We start from the raw sequence: 17,738 nt of genomic DNA on the forward strand, positions 1-17,738 counted from the left end.
CGACCGCCGGTACCGCGCTCACCGGGCACCCGCCGACAGCTGCCCCCGCAACCGGTCCCAGATCCGGGCCCGCAGCCGGCCGAACTCCGGCCCGTCCAGGATCGCCGGGTCGCGCGGACGCCCGAAGGGCACCACGATCTCCTCCGTCACCCGGCCGGGACGCGCCGACATCACCAGCACCCGGTCGCCCAGCAGCAGCGCCTCGTCGATCGAGTGCGTCACCAGCACCACCGTCTTGCGCTCCTCCTGCCACAGCCCCAGCAGCTGCTCCTGCGTCAGCCGGCGGGTCTGCGGGTCGAGCGCGCCCAGCGGCTCGTCCATCAGCAGCACCGGGCTGCCCGTGGTGAACGCCCGCGCCAGCGCGAGACGTTGCCGCATCCCGCCGGACAGCTGCTCCGGATAGCCGTCCGCGAACCCGCCGAGGCCCATCCGCACCAGCCAGGCGTCCGCCGCCCGCTCCGCCTCCTGGCGGCGCAGGCCCGTCATCCGCAGGCCGAAGGCCGCGTTGGCGCGCACCGTCAGCCAGGGCAGCACCGCGAAGTCCTGGAAGACGAAAGCCGCGGCCGGCACGGGCGGCCGGGCGGGAGGGCGGACGACCTGCCCCGACGTCGGCGAGTCGAGGCCGCCGAGTATCCGCAGCAGCGTCGACTTGCCGCACCCCGAGGGGCCGACGGCGCAGACGAACTCCCCTTCCCGCACCGTCAGCGACACCTTGTCCAGGGCCGCGACCGTACGGCCGTCGCGGGAGAGGAAGGACTTGCCGAGATCCTCGGCCGACAACACGAGGGCGGTCATGGGGCGAAGCTACCCGCGGCCCGTCCGCGCCCACACGGAGCGCCCACCGGCCCGCGAGGCGCGGCACGGCCCGGGGTTGTGCGCCTCCGGCGCAGATCACCGCGCAATTCCTACAGGTTGGTAAAGAAACAGTGGCCGAATCTGGTCAGACGGGCACACCGGACGAAAGGATCCCCCTGTAGCTCTGTGAACACCGCCGCGACCCGCGGCGCACCATGCAGGGGGAGCACTTACGTGAGAAGAACAGCAGCGCTGGGCGCCGCCGGCGCCCTGGTGACCGGCGCGCTCCTCGCCGGCACCATAGCCGCGACACCCGCCAGCGCGGGGGAGCGGCAGCGCGACGGATCGGCCGAGGCCCGCGGGGTGCGGATCGCCGCCGCCCGCGCCGCCGCCCGCGGCATCGACTGGCGGGACTGCCCCGCCTCCTGGGGCCTCAAGGCCCCGATCCAGTGCGGCTGGGTCACCGTCCCCGTCGACTACGCCAAGCCCGACGGCCGCACCCTCAAGATCGCCGTCGACCGGGCCCGCAACACCGGCGGCGCCAAGGCCCGCCAGGGCGCGCTGGTCTACAACCCGGGCGGCCCCGGCGGTTCGGGCATGCGCTTCCCCACCCGGATCACCGGCAAGAACGCCGTGTGGGCCAAGACCGCCGCGGCGTACGACTTCATCGGCTTCGACCCGCGCGGGGTGGGCCACTCCGCCCCCATCTCCTGCGCCGACCCGCAGAAGTTCGCCAAGGGCCCCAAGGCCGACCCGGTGCCCCGCAACGAGGCGGACAAGCGCGCCCAGCGCAAGCTCGCCCGCCAGTACGCCGACGGCTGCGCCCGGCGCAGCGGCTCCCTCCTGCCGCATCTGACGACGCCCAACTCCGCCCGCGACCTGGACGTCATCCGCGCCGCGCTGGGCGAGAAGAAGCTCAACTACCTCGGTGTCTCCTACGGCACCTACCTCGGCGCCGTCTACGGGACGCTCTTCCCCGACCACGTCCGCCGGATGGTCGTCGACAGCGTCGTGGATCCCTCGCGCAAGAAGGTCTGGTACCAGGCCAACCTCGACCAGAACGTCGCGTTCGAGACGCGCTGGAACGACTGGAAGAAGTGGGTCGCCGCGCACGACGCGACCTACCACCTCGGCAACACCCCGCAGAAGGTCCAGGCACAGTGGGACAAGCTGCGCGCGTCGGCGGCCAAGCGCCCCATCGGCGGTGTGGTCGGCCCGTCCGAGCTGACCGGTTTCTTCCAGAACGCCCCGTACTACGACTCGATGTGGGCGCCGGTCGCCGAGGTCTGGAGCGCCTACCGCGCCGGTGACACGGCACCGCTGGTCCAGAACGCGGCCGCCGACCTCAAGGACACCGCGGGCAACATCGCGTCGGAGAACAGCAACGCCGTCTACACGGCCGTCGAGTGCACCGACGCCAAGTGGCCCACCGACTGGCGCACCTGGGACCGCGACACGAGCCGGGTCCACGCCAAGGCACCCTTCCTCACCTGGTCCAACACCTGGATGAACCTGCCCTGCGCCACCTGGTCCGCCAAGCAGCACACCCCCGTCGAGGTCACCACGGGCAAGGGCCTGCCGAGCGTCCTGATCGTGCAGAGCGAACGCGACGCGGCCACGCCGTACGGCGGCGCCGTCGAGCTCCACAAGCGGCTCAAGGGCTCCCGTCTGATCACCGAGCGGGGCGCCGGTTCCCACGGCGTCACCGGCCTGGTCAACTCCTGCATCAACGACCGGGTGGACGCCTACTTCCTGCGGGGGAAGACCGACGCCAAGGACGTCACCTGCGCCCCGCACGCCGCACCGCGGCCCAGCACGCAGAAGGCCGCGGCGAAGACGAAGGCCGCCGCCCTTCCGACCGTGCGCTGACGCCCCACCACGCCCGACGGGCGGCCGGGACCGTGTCCCCGGCCGCCCGTCGGACGTTCTCCGGGAAGGGCGGCCGGGCGGCGGCCACCGACGGGTGACCCGGCGGCGCGTCCGCTTGTTCCCCGGCGTGCCGGGGGGTGCCCTGGGCGCGTACCCGGCGGCCCCGGCCGCGCGTACCGCCCGCGATCCCCGAGCGTTCAGGAGAGACCGATGCCTGTCAGCCGTCGCCGCCGCCTCGTCCGCGCCGCCGCGACCACCGCGGCCGCCGTCGTCACCGCGCTCGGTGTGGCCCCCTCGCCCCGCGCCGACGCCGCCGTCACCCCGGGCGACCACGGGCTGTTCCTCACCGTGTCCGGGGCGAGCGACACCTGGATCCGCGGCGTACGGCTGGACTGCCCGGCCACCCACGGCCACCACCCCTACGGAGACGCCGCCTGCTCGGCGCTGACCTGGGCCCGCGGTGATCTGGACGCGCTGCGCGGCGAGCCGCACTCGTGCACCAAGGAGTACGACCCGGTGACCGCCACCGCGCGGGGGACCTGGCGGGGCGAGCGGATCGACTGGCGCCGGACGTTCGGCAGCGCCTGCACGCTGGACGCGGCGACCGGACCGGTGTTCCGCTTCTGACCGGGCGCCGCCGGGCTCAGCGACGCCGTGCCGCGAGCACCCCCACCGTCACCAGGGCCAGCACCGCCCACGCCAGCCACACCCAGGCGTCGGCGCGTACCGCCACGCTGTAGGCCGTCACCACCACCAGCGCGGTCACCGCGCACACGGCCAGCGTCTTCGCGGATCGGGGCATGTCCGCACCCTCCTCACGGCGGTCCGGCCCGCACATGCCACGGGCCGCGGCCCAGGACCCATGGTCCCCGGCCGCGGCCCGTACCGCCAGTCACCCGGCGCGGTCACTGCCCCCGTGCGTGCAGCGCCGCCAGATAGGCGTTGTAGTCCGCGAGGTCCTTGTCGCCGTTGCGCTCGGCCTGCCGGTCCGCGCGCTGCGACTGCCGCTCCTCGGAGCGGTACCACTGGTAGACGAGCGCGATCAGCACCACCACCGACGGGATCTCGCTGAACGCCCAGGCGATGCCGCCCGCCGCCGACTGGTCGGACAGCGCGTCGATGCCCAGCGACGCCGCCGGGTGGTCGTACGTCCCGATCATCGGCTCGCTGGCCATCATCAGCGCGATCCCGAAGAACGCGTGGAACGGCATGCCCGCGAACAGCTCCAGCATCCGCATCACGTACCCCGGACGGTGCGGGCCCGGGTCGACGCCCATGATCGGCCAGAAGAACACCAGGCCGACCGCCAGGAAGTGCACCATCATCGCGATGTGGCCCGTCCGCGACTCCATCAGGAAGTCGAACAGCGGCGTGAAGTACAGCGCGTACAGGCTCGCGATGAACATCGGGATGGTGAACACGGGGTGCGTGATGATCCGCATGTAGCGGGTGTGCAGCAGCGCCACCAGCAGCTCGCGCGGCCCCTTGCGGCCCCGGCCCGCGGCCGGCAGGGCGCGCAGGGCCAGGGTGACCGGGCTGCCGAGCAGCAGCAGGATCGGGGAGAGCATGCTGATCACCATGTGCTGCACCATGTGCACGCTGAACATGACCATGCCGTAGTCGTTGAGCTTGGTGCACATCACCAGCGCGATGGTCAGCACACCGACCACCCAGGCGACGACCCGGCCCATGGGCCACTCGTCACCGCGGCGTCGCAGACGGATCACCGCCCAGAGGTACAGCACCAGCCCCAGCAGACACCCGACGACGAAGAACGTGTCCCCGCCGAATTCCAGCCCCCGCCCCAGCGTGAACGGCGGTAGATCCATGTTCATGCCGTGCCCGCTGTGATCCATCCGCTCGCTCCTGGTTCGTACCGATGCTCCGGCGACCAGACTAGATCCGCCCCCGGCCGCGATCTCGGCCGGGGGCGGTCGGAGGCGCGTCGGGCCACCGCTGACGGCCCGGGGTCACAGCACGCAGTCGATCTCCGCGTACCGGTCGCCCGGCACGGTCTTGAGCGTCTCCACGGCCTCCGCCAGCGGCACCAGCGTGATCTCCGTCCCGCGCAGCGCGGTCATCATCCCGAAGTCACCCCGGTGCGCGGCCTCCACCGCGTGCCAGCCGAACCGGGTCGCCAGCACCCTGTCGTACGCGGTCGGCGTCCCGCCCCGCTGCACATGCCCGAGGATGACCGGACGGGCCTCCTTGCCGAGCCGGCGCTCCAGCTCCCCGGCGAGCTGCCGGGCCACCCCGGCGAACCGCTCGTGCCCGTAGACGTCCGTGCCGCCGGTCTCGAACCGCATCGAGCCCTCGCGCGGCTTCGCGCCCTCGGCGACCACCACGATCGCGAACTTCTTGCCCTCCGCGAACCGCGCCCCGACCCGCTCGGTCAGCTCCCCGATGTCGAAGGGACGCTCCGGAACCACGATCGCGTGCGCCCCGGCGGCCGTCCCCGAGTGCAGCGCGATCCACCCGGTGTGCCGCCCCATGACCTCGACGATCAGCACCCGCTGATGCGACTCGGCGGTGGTCTTCAGCCGGTCGAGCGCCTCGGTGGCGACACCCACGGCGGTGTCGAAGCCGAACGTCACATCGGTCGCCGCGATGTCGTTGTCGATGGTCTTCGGCACCCCGACGATCGGCAGCCCGGCGTCCGACAGCAGCCGCGCCGCCTTGAGCGTGCCCTCACCGCCGATCGGGATGATCGCGTCCAGGCCCAGCTCCGCGACATGGCCGCGGGCCAGCTCCACACCGTCCCGCAACTGCTCGGGCCGCACCCGGGACGAGCCGAGGACGGTGCCGCCGAGGGCCAGGATGCCGCCGACCGCGTCGAGGTCGAGCTTGCGGTGGTCCCCCTCCAGCAGACCCTTCCAGCCGTCGCGGAAACCGATCACCTCGTCGCCGTGGTCGGCGGTGGCGCGATGGACGACGGAGCGGATGACGGCGTTGAGGCCGGGGCAGTCGCCGCCGGACGTGAGGACACCCATACGCATGGTGCGAAACCTTCGGGGCTCGACGGGGGCCCGGACCCCGTCGTCCGGTCGGATGCGCTCACCCTACAAGCGCCGGCGGCCTCCGGGTACACGTGTGCCCGCGGCCGGGGACCGCGGGCACACGGGAGACGCGGGGCAGGGCCCCGACCGTCCGTCAGGCGGGCTGCGTCGCCGCGGCGATCCGCTCCTCACGCAGCGCGTCGTACCACCGGTCCTCGACCGGCGGCAGCGCGTTCACGTCCAGCGCCAGCTTGAGCAGCAGGTCCGCGATGTGCGGGTTGCGGGCCATCACCGGGCCGTGCATGTACGTACCGAAGACGGTGTCGTTGTACGCGCCCTCGTAGCCGTCGCCGACGCCGTTGCCCCGGCCGAAGCGCACCTGGGCGAACGGGCGGGCGGACTGCCCCAGGTGCGTGACGCCCTGGTGGTTCTCGAAGCCGGTCAGCGGCGGCAGGCCCAGCCGCGGGTCGATGTCGCCCAGCACGTCGCCGACGCACCGCTCGCCCTCGCCGCGGGTGCTCACCACGTCCAGCAGCCCCAGGCCCTGCTGCCGCTCCCCGAGGTCGTTGACGAACTCGTGGCCCAGGATCTGGTAGCCCGCGCACACCGAGAACACGATCGCGCCGTTGGCCACCGCCCGGCCGAGCCCGCCGTCGCGGATCAGCCGCTCGGCGGCCAGCCGCTGCGGCCGGTCCTCACCGCCGCCGATCAGGTAGATGTCGCCCGAGGTCGGGATCTGCTGGTCGGACCGTACGTCCAGCCGCTGTACGTCCAGACCGCGCTGCCGTGCCCGCCGCTCGACCACCAGGACGTTGCCCTGGTCGCCGTAGGTGCTCAGCAGGTCGGGATAGATCCAGACCAGCCGCAGGCTGTTGGCCATGTTCGCCCGTCCTTGTCCCATGACGGTTCTCCTCTCCCGCTCAGTTGCCCACGCGGCGGCGCAGGTCCTGGAATGCCGTGTAGTTGGCGATGACCTCGATACGGCCCGGCGGCGCCATCCGCACGGCCTCGTCCGCGTTCTCGCACACGTGGAAGTCGAGCCCGGCGACCTCCAGCCGCACCGCCAGGTCCAGCTTGCGGTCACCGATGACGAAGATCGGGTGCCCGGCGAGACGGGTGTAGTCGACGTCCCACAGCCAGGACGTGTCGGTGCCGTCGGCGCCGCGGGCGTTCACCGACAGGATCACCGGCGCCGGCGGCGGGTCGATCAGGGAGAACGTCTCCAGCCAGCCGGCCGGGTTCTTCGCCAGCAGCAGCCGCAGCTCCCGCTCCATGAACGTCACCACGTCGTAGCGGCCGGCCACCGCCTGCACCGAGTACATCCGCTCCAGCGCGACCTGCGGCGGCACGCCGAAGGCGGCCGCCACGGCCGCGGAGGTCGCGGCGTTCGCCTTGTTGGCGCGGCCCGGGAGCTGGAGCCGGATCGGCCAGGCGCTGCCGTGCGGGTCGAGCACATGGTCGCCGGAGAGCGCCCAGCTCGGCGTCGGGCGGCGGAAGCCGCACTCGCCGCAGAACCAGTCGTCGCCGGGCCGCTGCATGACACCGCCGCACGACGGGCAGGACCAGGCGTCGTCCTTCCACTCCTGGCCCGCCGCGACCCACACCACGTTGGAGGACGAGGACGCCGCCCACACGATCAGCGGGTCGTCCGCGTTGGCGATGATCAGTGCCTTGGAACCGGCGAGGCCCTCGCGCCAGTTCTCGGCCAGCATCCGGGTCTCCGCGGCCCGGTCGAGCTGGTCGCGGGAGAGGTTGAGCAGCGCTATCGCCTTGGGCGTCACATCCCGCGCGACGCCCGCCAGGTACTTCTCGTCGACCTCGATCACGCCGAAACGCGCGTCCGAGCCGCCCGCCAGCGCGGAGGTGATGCCGGCCGGCATGTTGGCACCCAGCGCGTTGGAGACGACGGGGCCGCTGGCCCGCAGCGCCTCCGCGATCAGCCGCGTCGTGGTCGTCTTGCCGTTGGTCGCCGACACCAGGACCACGTCCAGGTGCCGGGCGAGCCGGGCCAGCAGGTCGGGGTCGAGTTTGAGGGCCACCCGGCCACCGATCACCGATCCGCTGCCGCGGCCCGCCGCCCGCGATACCGCCGCCGCGGCCTTGCCCGCCGTCACGGCCAGCTTGGCGCGTGGCGACAACGGCTCCGTGTTGCCTGCCATCGTCCTTGATCCTCCTTGCATCCGGCGCCCTCCTGCCCTGTGGGCTGCCGGTGGAACGCCCCCTCCGCGGTCGGCGACCGACCGGAGGCTTCGGTCGGGGAGCAGCCTATCGAGATCCGGCGGTGTGCCCGAACCCCGCCACCCGCCGGACCGCGTCCGGCGCACCGGCGCGGCCCCTCCCGCGGCGTCCGGCACGGGCCGGGGACCGTACGCTGGAGGCCATGCCCGCCCGCACCATTCCCGGCAGCACCGGCCGCCCACGCCCCCTCAGCGTCCTCGGGGACCCGGTCCTCACCGCGCCCTGCCGGGAGGTGACCGCGTTCGACGCGGAGCTGTCCCGGCTGGTGGAGGACATGTTCGCCACGATGTACGCGGCCCGCGGCGTGGGACTGGCCGCCAACCAGATCGGCGTCCCGCTGCGGGTGTTCGTCTACGACTGCCCCGACGACGAGGACCGCCGCCACCTCGGACACCTCGTCAACCCCCGCCTGGTCACGACGGAGGACCCGGTGGTCCGCGGGCCCGAGGGCTGCCTCTCGCTCCCCGGCCTCGAAGCGGGCACCCCGCGCTACGACGGGGCCGTCGTGGAGGGCTTCACCGTGCGGGGGGAGCCGCGCCGGGTGACCGGCACCGGGTTCTTCGCCCGCTGCCTCCAGCACGAGTGCGACCACCTCGACGGCGGGCTGTACACCGACCACCTCACCGGGCTGCGGCGCCGCCGCGCGCAGCGCGCGGCGGCCCGTGCACCCTGGGCGGGCAAGGGCACGGTACCGGCGGGCTGAGCCCGCCGCCGCGGTCAGAAGCCGGGGCCCTCGGCCAGGTCGGTGGCCCCGGCGAGCCGCCCCCACAGCAGATCGGTCAGGTGCCGTACCAACTGCTCGCGGGAGCAGGGCCTTTCGCGCAGCCACCAGTCGCCTGCCGCGTGCATCATGCCGACGATGCCGTGGCCCCAGACCCGGGCCAGTTCCTCGCCGCCGGGGCCCAGGTCGAGGCGTTCGCCGATGACCTTGGCGAGTTCCTCGCCGAGGCGCCGCAGCAGGGGCGCGGAGTGCCGTCCCACGTCGAAGCCGGAGTCGGCGGGCTGGTCCTCCTCGGCGGGATGCATGAGGAACCGGTAGACCTGCGGACGGGTCTCGATGGCGACGAGATAGGTGTCGAGGGTGGCCTCCACCCGGGCGCGGCGCTCCGCGGGGGCGTCGAGGGCGGCACGCAGCCCGTCCAGCAGGGCGTCGGTGTGGCGGACGGCGAGGGCGCGGTAGAGGCCGCCCTTGTCGCCGAAGTGCCGGTAGAGGATGGGCTTGGTGATGCCCGCCTCGGCGGCGATGGCGTTCATCGACGCTCCCGGGCCGTCGCGCAGCACGACGCGTTCCGCGGCCTCCAGGAGTTCCTTCCTCCGGCGCTCGGCCGGCGTCGTCCGGCGGTCCTGTTCTGTGCTGTTCATGGTCGTGCTCCCCACCCTTGTGAATCCGTGGCGCTCGCGCAACGTAACACCCGCACTGCGTGCCGGATTCGCAGGCGGGGGGAGTTGACAGTCCTTACTCATGGGTAACACACTCCTGTTACCGCAAGTAACGCGGGCAGGGCACGCAGCGCCGGAGGGGACGCATGACCGGGTTCACCATGGAACTCAACGACGAGCAGAAAGAGGTCCGCGACTGGATCCACGGCTTCGCGGCCGACGTCATGCGCCCCGCCGCGGCCGAATGGGACGAACGCGAGGAAACGCCCTGGCCCGTCATCCAGGAGGCCGCCAAGATCGGCCTGTACTCCCTCGACTTCTACGCCCAGCAGTTCTTCGACCCCACCGGCCTCGGCATCCCCCTCACCATGGAGGAACTGTTCTGGGGTGACGCGGGCATCGCCCTGTCCATCGTCGGCACCGGCCTCGCCGCCGTCGGCGTCCTCGCCAACGGCACCGAGGAACAGATCGGCACCTGGGTGCCCCAGATGTACGGCGACGCCGACGACGTCAAGGTCGCCGCCTTCTGCTCCTCCGAACCCGACGCCGGCTCCGACGTCGCCTCCCTGCGCACCCGCGCCGTCTACGACGAGGCCAAGGACGAATGGGTCCTCAACGGCACCAAGACCTGGGCGACCAACGGCGGCATCGCCGACGTCCATGTCGTCGTCGCCTCCGTCGACCCCGCCCTCGGCTCCAAGGGCCACGCCTCCTTCATCGTCCCGCCCGGCACCCCCGGACTCTCCCAGGGCCAGAAGTTCAAGAAGCACGGCATCCGGGCCTCGCACACCGCCGAGGTCGTCCTGGACGGCGTCCGCGTCCCCGGAAACTGCCTGCTCGGCGGCAAGGACAAGCTCGACGAGCGCCTGGCCCGCGCCCGCGAACGCGCCGCCGGCGGCGAACGGATCAAGAACGCCGCCATGGCCACCTTCGAGGCGTCCCGCCCCGCCGTCGGCGCGATGGCCGTCGGCACCGCCCGCGCCGCCTACGAGGTCGCGCTGGACTACGCCAAGACCCGCGAGCAGTTCGGCCGCCCGATCATCGACAACCAGGGCATCGCCTTCCAGCTCGCCGACATGCGCACCCGGATCGACGCCGCCCGCCTCCTGGTGTGGCGCGCCTCCTGGATGGCCACCACCGGCAAGCCGTTCACCTCCGCCGAGGGTTCGATGTCCAAGCTGTTCGCCAGCGAGACCGCCAAGAAGGTCACCGCGCAGGCCGTCCAGATCCTCGGCGGCAACGGCTTCACCCGCGAGTACCCGGTCGAGCGGATGCATCGCGACGCGGCCATCTACACCATCTTCGAGGGCACCAGCGAGATCCAGCGCCTGGTCATCGCCCGCACCCTGTCGGGGATGCCGATCCGCTGACCCCGTACCGGCAACCCGCGCGCGGCCCGTCCCGGAAGGGGGCGGGCCGCACCCGTACGCACGGAAGAGAAGCGCGTCGTTTTCCACCGCGTGGTCTTTCGCGGGGGGCCCGGTGGCCGGACGTCCGCAGAGGGCGGACGGTACGGGCGGGAGTGCCGGCGGTTCTGTAGCACCCACGGGGGGAGGGACCGGCCGGCGAAGCGTTGCTCGGGGGAGCGGCGCCGGCCGGACCCTTGGTGCGTCAGGGGCGCGGGCGCCGACCGGGCTCTTGACGCGTATTCCGCGACACCCTTACGTTCCTTCCGTATAACAAAAGAAAGATTTCGCTATACGAAAAAGATCTCGAAGTCGACAGGAGTACGCGATGCCCCGAATGACAGCCGCCCGAGCCGCGGTGGAGATCCTCCGGCGCGAGGGCGTGACCCATGCCTTCGGTGTACCGGGAGCCGCGATCAACCCCTTCTACGCCGCCCTCCGGAGCGTCGGCGGGATCTCCCATGTCCTCGCCCGCCATGTCGAGGGCGCCTCGCACATGGCCGAGGGCTACACGCGGGCCGTCCCCGGCACCATCGGCGTCTGCGTGGGCACCTCGGGCCCCGCCGGCACCGACATGATCACCGGCCTCTACTCCGCCGCGGGGGACTCCGTACCCATCCTCTGCATCACCGGCCAGGCACCGACCTCCGTGCTCCACAAGGAGGACTTCCAGGCCGTCGACATCGCCGCCATCGCCGCACCGGTCACCAAGGCCGCCACCACCGTGCGCGAGGCCGCGCAGGTCCCCGGCGTCCTCCAGCAGGCGTTCCACCTGATGCGCTCCGGCCGGCCCGGCCCCGTCCTGATCGACCTGCCGGTCGACGTCCAGCGGACCGAGATCGCCTTCGACCCCGACACCTACGCACCCCTGCCCGTTCACCGCCCGGCCGCGACCCCCGCCCAGATCGCCAAGGTGTTCGCGATGCTCGACACCGCCGAACGCCCCCTGGTCGTCGCGGGCGGCGGCATCATCAACGCCGACGCCGCGCCCCTCCTCGTCGAGTTCGCCGAACTGACCGGCATCCCCGTCGTCCCCACGCTGATGGGCTGGGGCGTCATCCCCGACGACCACGAACTGAACGCCGGAATGGTCGGCCTCCAGACCTCGCACCGCTACGGCAACGCCACCTTCCTGGAATCCGACTTCGTCCTCGGCATCGGAAACCGCTGGGCCAACCGCCACACCGGAAGCCTCGACGTCTACACCCGCGGCCGCACCTTCGTGCACATCGACATCGAACCCACCCAGATCGGAAGGATCTTCGCCCCCGACTACGGCATCACCTCCGACGCCGCGGCCGCCCTCGAACTCCTCGTCACCACGGCCCGCTCCCGCCGCGCCGCGGGCACCCTCCCCGACCGGACCGCCTGGGCCGCCTCCACCCAGGAACGCCGGGCCGCGCTCCAGCGCCGCACCCACTTCGACGACGTACCGATCAAGCCGCAGCGCGTCTACGAGGAGATGAACAAGGCGTTCGGCCCCGAGACCCGCTATGTGACCACCATCGGCCTCTCCCAGATCGCCGGCGCGCAACTGCTGCACGTCCACCGCCCCCGCCACTGGATCAACAGCGGCCAGGCAGGACCGCTCGGCTGGACCCTCCCCGCCGCCCTCGGCGCGGCCACCGCCGACCCCGGAACCCCGGTCGTGGCGCTCTCCGGCGACTACGACTTCCAGTTCCTCCTCGAAGAACTCGCGGTCGGCGCCCAGCACCGCATCCCCTACGTCCACGTCCTGGTCAACAACGCCTACCTGGGGCTGATCCGCCAGGCGCAGCGCGCCTTCGGCATCGACTTCCAGGTCAACCTGGAGTTCGAGAACATCAACGCCCCCGAACTCGGCGGCTACGGCGTCGACCACGTCAAGGTCGTCGAGGGCCTGGGGTGCAAGGCGATCCGCGTCACCGCGCCACACGCCCTGGGGGCCGCCTTCGCGCAGGCCCGGCGGCTCGCCGAGGAGCACCGCGTCCCGGTCGTCGTCGAGGTGATCCTGGAACGGGTCACCGACATCGCCATGAGCGCCACCGACATCGCCACGGTGACCGAGTACGAGGAACTCGCCACCGAACCCGGGCACGCGCCCACGGCGATCAAGGCGTTGAAGGTGTGAGCGGGGGCGGGGGAGCGGTTTCCGGTTGTGCGGTTGTGCGCCGGTATGTGTGTCGTGACCGCTGTCACGCGTGCCGGGGGAACGTCCGTGTGCGGCGCACCGTTTCACAGGGTGCGGGTCGCGCTCCGGGGCATCTCTTCCCGGGGCGGCCGTACGGCGGAGACGGCGAGAAGCCGTCCGCCGCCCGGCACCGCACCCCGACCGCCCCGGCCGGCTCCCCCCGTCCGGCCGGGGCTCCCTCCTTTTCGCGGCCGCCTCCGGACCACCGCACCGGAGCAGCGTCGACATGCGCGGACGCGGCGCCCGGCGCACGCTGGAGGCATGACCGAGCACCCGCCCGTCATCGTGCACCCTCCGACGCCCTCCGGCGGCCGGCGGGTCACCGTGCACGGCCAGATCGTGGGCCTGGCCCACGGGCGGGGTGACGTGGCCGAATTCCTCCGCCGCGCGGGCTTCGCCCAACCCTCCGAGAACATCGCCCTCGACGACCCCCGCCTGATCGAGTGGCGCGGCGGCGACCTCGACGCCTGGCCGATGCCTCCGGCGTGAAGGGGGTCGGGGATCGTTCGGGGGCGGGGTGCCGTGGTGGGGCGATGGGGGTGGGCTCACCCGACTGGGGGATACAGGGGCGATCGCTGGACGAGTGGTTCAGGGGCAGGGGCAGGGGCAGAGGCGCGAGCCCGGTTGTGCTTCGGTAGGGGACTCCCGCGACCTGTGGCCCCGCGATTCCGCCTGTGACATCAGGCCCCACCTGTGACGTGGCACCGCATTCCGACATGGCCGGGTGTCGCGCCCCTGGCCTCCCCGACGGGTGGACGCCGACGCGCGAACCGGGGCCGGAACCGGTCGAACACGGCCCCCTCCACGTCTCGTTGCCCCAGGTCAGAGGCGAACGGGCCTCGCACAGCGGTCGGTTGTCAGTGCCGTGCGCTTCACTGGGACCGGTAAGGGCGACGAGGCAGCTGGGGGAGGCATCGATGGATGCGCTGTGTCACGACGACGCGCGGGCCGCGACGCGTCCCGGACGGGACGAAACGGATCACCGTCACGACACCTGCCGTGATCCGCCTCACCGCCTTCGGCGCGTGAAGAACGGATGAACACCGGAATAGCCGTGCGAGGCCGCGCGTTCGGCTTCCACGTGACCGGCGCTCACCGCGCCAACTTCCTGTCCGTCCCGAGGGTTTCGGGGCGCCGCGGCGCCCGTGGTGCTGCCGTGCCACGGTACGCCGGTACCAGCACGCCACCGGCGCGGCCCGCCCCCCGATCCCCGACCTTCCGACCAGACCCGTACCCGCCGCCCGGAGGCCGCGCGCATGACACAGACGACGACGGACCAGCCACCAGGGAGGGCGGCGGCGCCCGCCGCGCCGCCGGTGACCCGCCCCGCCCCGGACCGGCCGCGGGGAGCCGGCCGCGGCATCGTCCCCGTCCTCGCCTTCGCCGGCATCGTCGTCGCGGTGATGCAGACCCTGCTCGTACCGGTCATCAAGGACCTTCCGGTCCTGCTCGGCACCGCACCGGGCAACGCCACCTGGGTCATGACCGCCACGCTGCTCTCGGGCGCCGTCGCCACGCCCGTCATGGGACGGCTCGGCGACCTCTACGGCAAACGGCGGATGCTGCTGACCAGCCTCGGCGTCATGGTCGTCGGCTCGTTGGTCTGCGGCCTCACCGACGACCTGCTGACGATGATCGCCGGACGGGTGCTCCAGGGCTTCGCCATGGGCGCGATACCGCTCGGCATCGGCATCATGCGTGACGCGTTGCCGCGTGAACGGCTCGGCTCGGCGATGGCGTTGATGAGTTCGTCGATCGGTGTCGGCGGCGGACTCGCCCTGCCGGCCGCCGCCCTGGTCGCCCAGCACGCCGACTGGCACGCCCTGTTCTTCTGCTCCGCCGGCCTCGGCGTCCTGTCGATCCTGCTGACCGTCCTCACCGTGCCCGAGACGACGGTCCGGGCCCGGGGCCGTTTCGACGTCCTCGGTGCGCTCGGCCTGTCGGCGGGACTCGTCACCCTGCTGCTGCCCATCACCAAGGGCAGCGACTGGGGCTGGGGCTCGCCCCGCACCCTCGGACTGTTCGGCGCCGCCGCCGTGCTTCTGCTGCTGTGGGGCGTCATGGAACTGCGGATCGCCGATCCGCTCGTCGACCTGCGTACCAGCGCCCGCCGCGAGGTGCTGCTCACGAACATCGCGTCGATCACCGTGGGTGTGGCCTTCTACGCGATATCCCTGGTGCTCCCGCAGGTCCTGCAACTGCCCGAGTCCACCGGCTACGGCCTCGGCCGGTCCATGGTGGTCGCCGGTCTGTGCGTGGCCCCGCTCGGCCTCACCATGATGTTCGTCGCCCCGGTCTACGCGCGCCTCGCGGCCCGCCACGGCCCCAGGACCACCCTGCTGCTCGGCATGCTCGTCATCGCGATCGGCTACGGCGCCGGTACGGTCCTGATGAGCGCCGCCTGGCAGACCGTCATCATCGCCGTGGTCGTCGGTGCCGGGATAGGACTGGCGTACTCCTCGCTGCCCGCGTTGATCGTCGGTGCCGTCGACCCCTCCGAGACGGGCGCGGCGAACGGCCTCAACACTCTGATGCGCTCCATCGGCACCTCCGTGTCCAGTGCCGTCATCGGCATGGTGCTGGCTCATATGTCCCGGCCGCTGGGGTCGGTCCAGGTGCCCACGATGGCGGGCATCCGGCTCTCCTTCGTGATCGCCACGGCCGTTGTCCTCGTCGGCGTGGTGGTGGCCGCCTTCCTCCCGTCACCCGGCAAGGCGGGCAGCCCTACCCTGCTCGCCCGTGGCCCGGAGACCCCGGACCCACGGGAGACGGGGCACCCGGACATACGGGAAGCCGCCGCACCCGGTGCGGACGCCGTGCCCGGCCCGGCTCCCGCCGACGCCACCGGGGCGCGGTCCGCCGCCGGTTTCCACGGCCGTGTGCTCGGCGCGGGTGGCGCGCCGGTCGCCGGGGCGAGCGTGACGCTGATCGACGGGCGGGGGCGTCAGGCGGGCGCCACCGTCACCGAGGGCGACGGCCGCTACGCCCTGCCTATGTCAGAGGCTGGTGCCCATATCCTCACGGCGGCCGCGCCGGGCCACGCCCCGTGCGCCCTCTCCGTCGACCGGGGCCACGGGGGCGTGCCCGCCGTGGTGGACCTGGCGCTCACCGGAAGCGGCCGCCTCCACGGAACCCTTCTCGGCGGTGCGGACGGCACCCCGCCGATGGACGGCACTGCCGTCGTCACCGACGCCAGCGGCGCGGTCGTGGCCCGTGAGGCGGCCGATGACGAGGGACGGTGGGAGATCCGCGAACTTCCGCCCGGCGTCTACACGGTGACGCTCGAAGCCTCCGAGCATCAGCCCCGCGTACTCCCCGTCACCCTGGAACCCGGCGCATCACAGCGCTGGGACGTCCGACTGCGGACGACCGCCGCCGTCCGCGGCACGGTCCGCGGCCCTGGCGGCCGGCCCCTCGCCGACGCGGCCGTCACGCTCCTGGAGGACGGGAACGCCATCGCCCGCACCGTCACCGGCCCGGACGGCACCTTCGCCTTCACCGGCCTCGGCGGTCGCCACTACACCTTGACCGCCGAGGGCCACGCGCCCCGCGCCGTACCCGTCTCCCTACCGGGCGGCGGCCACCGGAACGTCGACGTCCATCTGGACCGGCCGACCGGCGCAACTCCCTGACGGGCCGGGGCGACGGCCGGTACGTGGCGGCCCCCGTCCACGGGCACAACCGCGCGGCGGCCGCAGGACACGGGGACGGCCGGTCGACGCCTCATCCCGCCTCGGGACACGCCAAGATCGTGGCAGTGGCCCGCAGTCGCAGGGAGACGGCGATCGGCGCATCGTCCCGCCTGGTGGGACGCCAAGACCGTGGCCCCTGCCCAGAGGCGCGCGGGAACGGCCGATACGTAGTCCGCCTGGGGCGTACGGGGTTCGTGTCGCCCCAGGGCCCGCCCCTCAGTGCCCCTCCGACAACATCCGGTGCATCGCGTCGAGTTCGTTCTGTACCGCGCGGCTCGCCGCGTCCGCGTCGCCGGCGGTCACCGCGTCGACCAGTGCCGCGAGGCGGGCGTCGGCGGGGCCGCGGTCGTGGGCACGGAGGTCCAGAAGCTGGACGAGATCGATCATTCCTTGCCGTAGCGCGGGTGGGAGCTCGGCGAAAAGGTCGGACAGTACGGGGTTGTGCGCGGCGTCCACCACGGCGGTGTGCAGGGCGATGTCCGCATCGACGAATGCCGCGTCGCCCTCTCCGGCTGCCGCGCGCCGCCGCTCCAGCGCCGACCGCAGCGCGGCGACATCGGAGTCCGAGCGCCGGACGGCCGCCAGTCGTGCCGCCTGGGCCTCCACCAGCGCGCGGACCTCGTGCACATCGGCGAGCGCGGCGCGACGGAGGCGGGTGGGCCAGTCCTCGGCCGGTTCAACGGCGATCACGAAGACGCCCGCGCCCTGGCGCGGTTGCAGCAGTCCCGCCCCGGCCAGTGCCCGTACGGCCTCCCGCACGGTGGAGCGGCCCACGCCGAGCGTCTTGGCGAGGGTGGTCTCGCCGGGCAGCTTGGTGCCCACCGGCCAGTGCCCGCCGGTGATCCGGTCCCGCAACTGCTGGGCGGCCTGTTCGACCAGAGGGCTGGGACGGAGGGCGCCGAGCGGCATGGCCACCTCTCAGTTTGTCTGAGGGGCTGATGTGCGGTGACTGTACCGGCCATGACGCCGCGTGGACTGCTTCTCGATCGCCGTGGCGGGGGCCTGAGGCGACCGGCGCCTCGCCGCGGGGCACGGTGCTACCGGTCAACTCCCGGCACACCAGGGACGTTCCATGAACTCCGCCCTCTCCCGCACCACCACCCGAACGGACTCGCGCCTCTCCGGCGCGCCGTTCCCCACCTGCCCGCGCTCCCGATAATCGCCTGCCGCCTGCCGCCTGCCGCCTGCCGCC

The 17,738-nt window shown here is 72.8% G+C and carries 15 protein-coding genes; 7 read left to right on the forward strand and 8 right to left on the reverse strand.

Going from position 1 to position 17,738, the window contains the following annotated elements:
* Window positions 1–18: 18 nt before the first annotated feature.
* Entirely contained in the window at window positions 19–795 is a 777-nt protein-coding gene (locus tag AC51EU_RS15640) for an ABC transporter ATP-binding protein (protein WP_496267533.1), read from the reverse strand.
* Window positions 796–1,029: 234 nt separating this feature from the next.
* Between AC51EU_RS15640 and AC51EU_RS15645 the strand changes: the two genes are divergently transcribed.
* Entirely contained in the window at window positions 1,030–2,664 is a 1,635-nt protein-coding gene (locus tag AC51EU_RS15645) for an alpha/beta hydrolase (protein WP_496267534.1), read from the forward strand.
* A 210-nt stretch (window positions 2,665–2,874) separates the two neighbouring features.
* Window positions 2,875–3,291 (forward strand): SSI family serine proteinase inhibitor, encoded by a 417-nt coding sequence (locus AC51EU_RS15650; protein ID WP_496267535.1) that lies wholly within the window; start codon window positions 2,875–2,877, stop codon window positions 3,289–3,291.
* A gap of 16 nt (window positions 3,292–3,307) precedes the next feature.
* Here the strand turns inward: AC51EU_RS15650 and AC51EU_RS15655 are convergent, their stop codons facing one another.
* The 5 genes from AC51EU_RS15655 to AC51EU_RS15675 form a co-directional block, all read right to left on the reverse strand.
* The gene (locus AC51EU_RS15655) at window positions 3,308–3,466 is read right to left on the reverse strand and encodes a hypothetical protein (protein ID WP_496267536.1); all 159 of its coding nucleotides are present in this window, start codon (window positions 3,464–3,466) and stop codon (window positions 3,308–3,310) included.
* Window positions 3,467–3,569: 103 nt separating this feature from the next.
* The gene (locus tag AC51EU_RS15660; protein ID WP_496267537.1) at window positions 3,570–4,520 is read right to left on the reverse strand and encodes a cytochrome c oxidase assembly protein; all 951 of its coding nucleotides are present in this window, start codon (window positions 4,518–4,520) and stop codon (window positions 3,570–3,572) included.
* A 114-nt stretch (window positions 4,521–4,634) separates the two neighbouring features.
* Window positions 4,635–5,660 (reverse strand): 6-phosphofructokinase, encoded by a 1,026-nt coding sequence (locus AC51EU_RS15665; protein WP_496267538.1) that lies wholly within the window; start codon window positions 5,658–5,660, stop codon window positions 4,635–4,637.
* Window positions 5,661–5,814: 154 nt separating this feature from the next.
* Window positions 5,815–6,540, reverse strand: a complete 726-nt coding sequence (locus AC51EU_RS15670) for a type 1 glutamine amidotransferase (RefSeq protein WP_496267539.1) — start codon at window positions 6,538–6,540, stop codon at window positions 5,815–5,817.
* 40 nt (window positions 6,541–6,580) lie between these two features.
* The gene (locus AC51EU_RS15675) at window positions 6,581–7,819 is read right to left on the reverse strand and encodes a DUF1727 domain-containing protein (RefSeq protein ID WP_496267540.1); all 1,239 of its coding nucleotides are present in this window, start codon (window positions 7,817–7,819) and stop codon (window positions 6,581–6,583) included.
* A gap of 221 nt (window positions 7,820–8,040) precedes the next feature.
* On the opposite strand from AC51EU_RS15675, the gene def reads away from it, so the two are divergent.
* Window positions 8,041–8,601, forward strand: coding sequence for a peptide deformylase (def, locus tag AC51EU_RS15680; RefSeq protein ID WP_496267541.1), 561 nt, complete (start codon window positions 8,041–8,043; stop codon window positions 8,599–8,601).
* A 14-nt stretch (window positions 8,602–8,615) separates the two neighbouring features.
* On the opposite strand, the gene AC51EU_RS15685 is transcribed toward def, so the two are convergent.
* Window positions 8,616–9,260, reverse strand: coding sequence for a TetR/AcrR family transcriptional regulator (locus AC51EU_RS15685; protein WP_496267542.1), 645 nt, complete (start codon window positions 9,258–9,260; stop codon window positions 8,616–8,618).
* A gap of 164 nt (window positions 9,261–9,424) precedes the next feature.
* Here AC51EU_RS15685 and AC51EU_RS15690 point away from each other — a divergent pair, with 164 nt between their 5' ends.
* The 4 genes from AC51EU_RS15690 (at window position 9,425) to AC51EU_RS15705 (ending at window position 16,486) form a co-directional block, all read left to right on the forward strand.
* Complete coding sequence (locus tag AC51EU_RS15690; RefSeq protein WP_496267543.1) at window positions 9,425–10,648, forward strand: acyl-CoA dehydrogenase family protein; 1,224 nt, start codon at window positions 9,425–9,427, stop codon at window positions 10,646–10,648.
* Between the two features lie 364 nt (window positions 10,649–11,012).
* A complete protein-coding gene (gene gcl, locus AC51EU_RS15695) occupies window positions 11,013–12,794 on the forward strand; it encodes a glyoxylate carboligase (protein WP_496267544.1) in 1,782 nt (593 codons plus the stop codon).
* Window positions 12,795–13,115: 321 nt separating this feature from the next.
* Complete coding sequence (locus tag AC51EU_RS15700) at window positions 13,116–13,343, forward strand: hypothetical protein (protein WP_496267545.1); 228 nt, start codon at window positions 13,116–13,118, stop codon at window positions 13,341–13,343.
* Between the two features lie 767 nt (window positions 13,344–14,110).
* Window positions 14,111–16,486 carry an MFS transporter gene (locus AC51EU_RS15705; protein ID WP_496267546.1) on the forward strand — a complete coding sequence of 792 codons (2,376 nt, stop codon included), beginning with the start codon at window positions 14,111–14,113 and terminating at the stop codon, window positions 16,484–16,486.
* Window positions 16,487–16,762: 276 nt separating this feature from the next.
* On the opposite strand, the gene AC51EU_RS15710 is transcribed toward AC51EU_RS15705, so the two are convergent.
* The gene (locus AC51EU_RS15710; protein WP_496267547.1) at window positions 16,763–17,455 is read right to left on the reverse strand and encodes a FadR/GntR family transcriptional regulator; all 693 of its coding nucleotides are present in this window, start codon (window positions 17,453–17,455) and stop codon (window positions 16,763–16,765) included.
* Between the last annotated feature and the right edge of the window lie 283 nt (window positions 17,456–17,738).

Source organism: Candidatus Streptomyces philanthi, assembly GCF_059553635.1.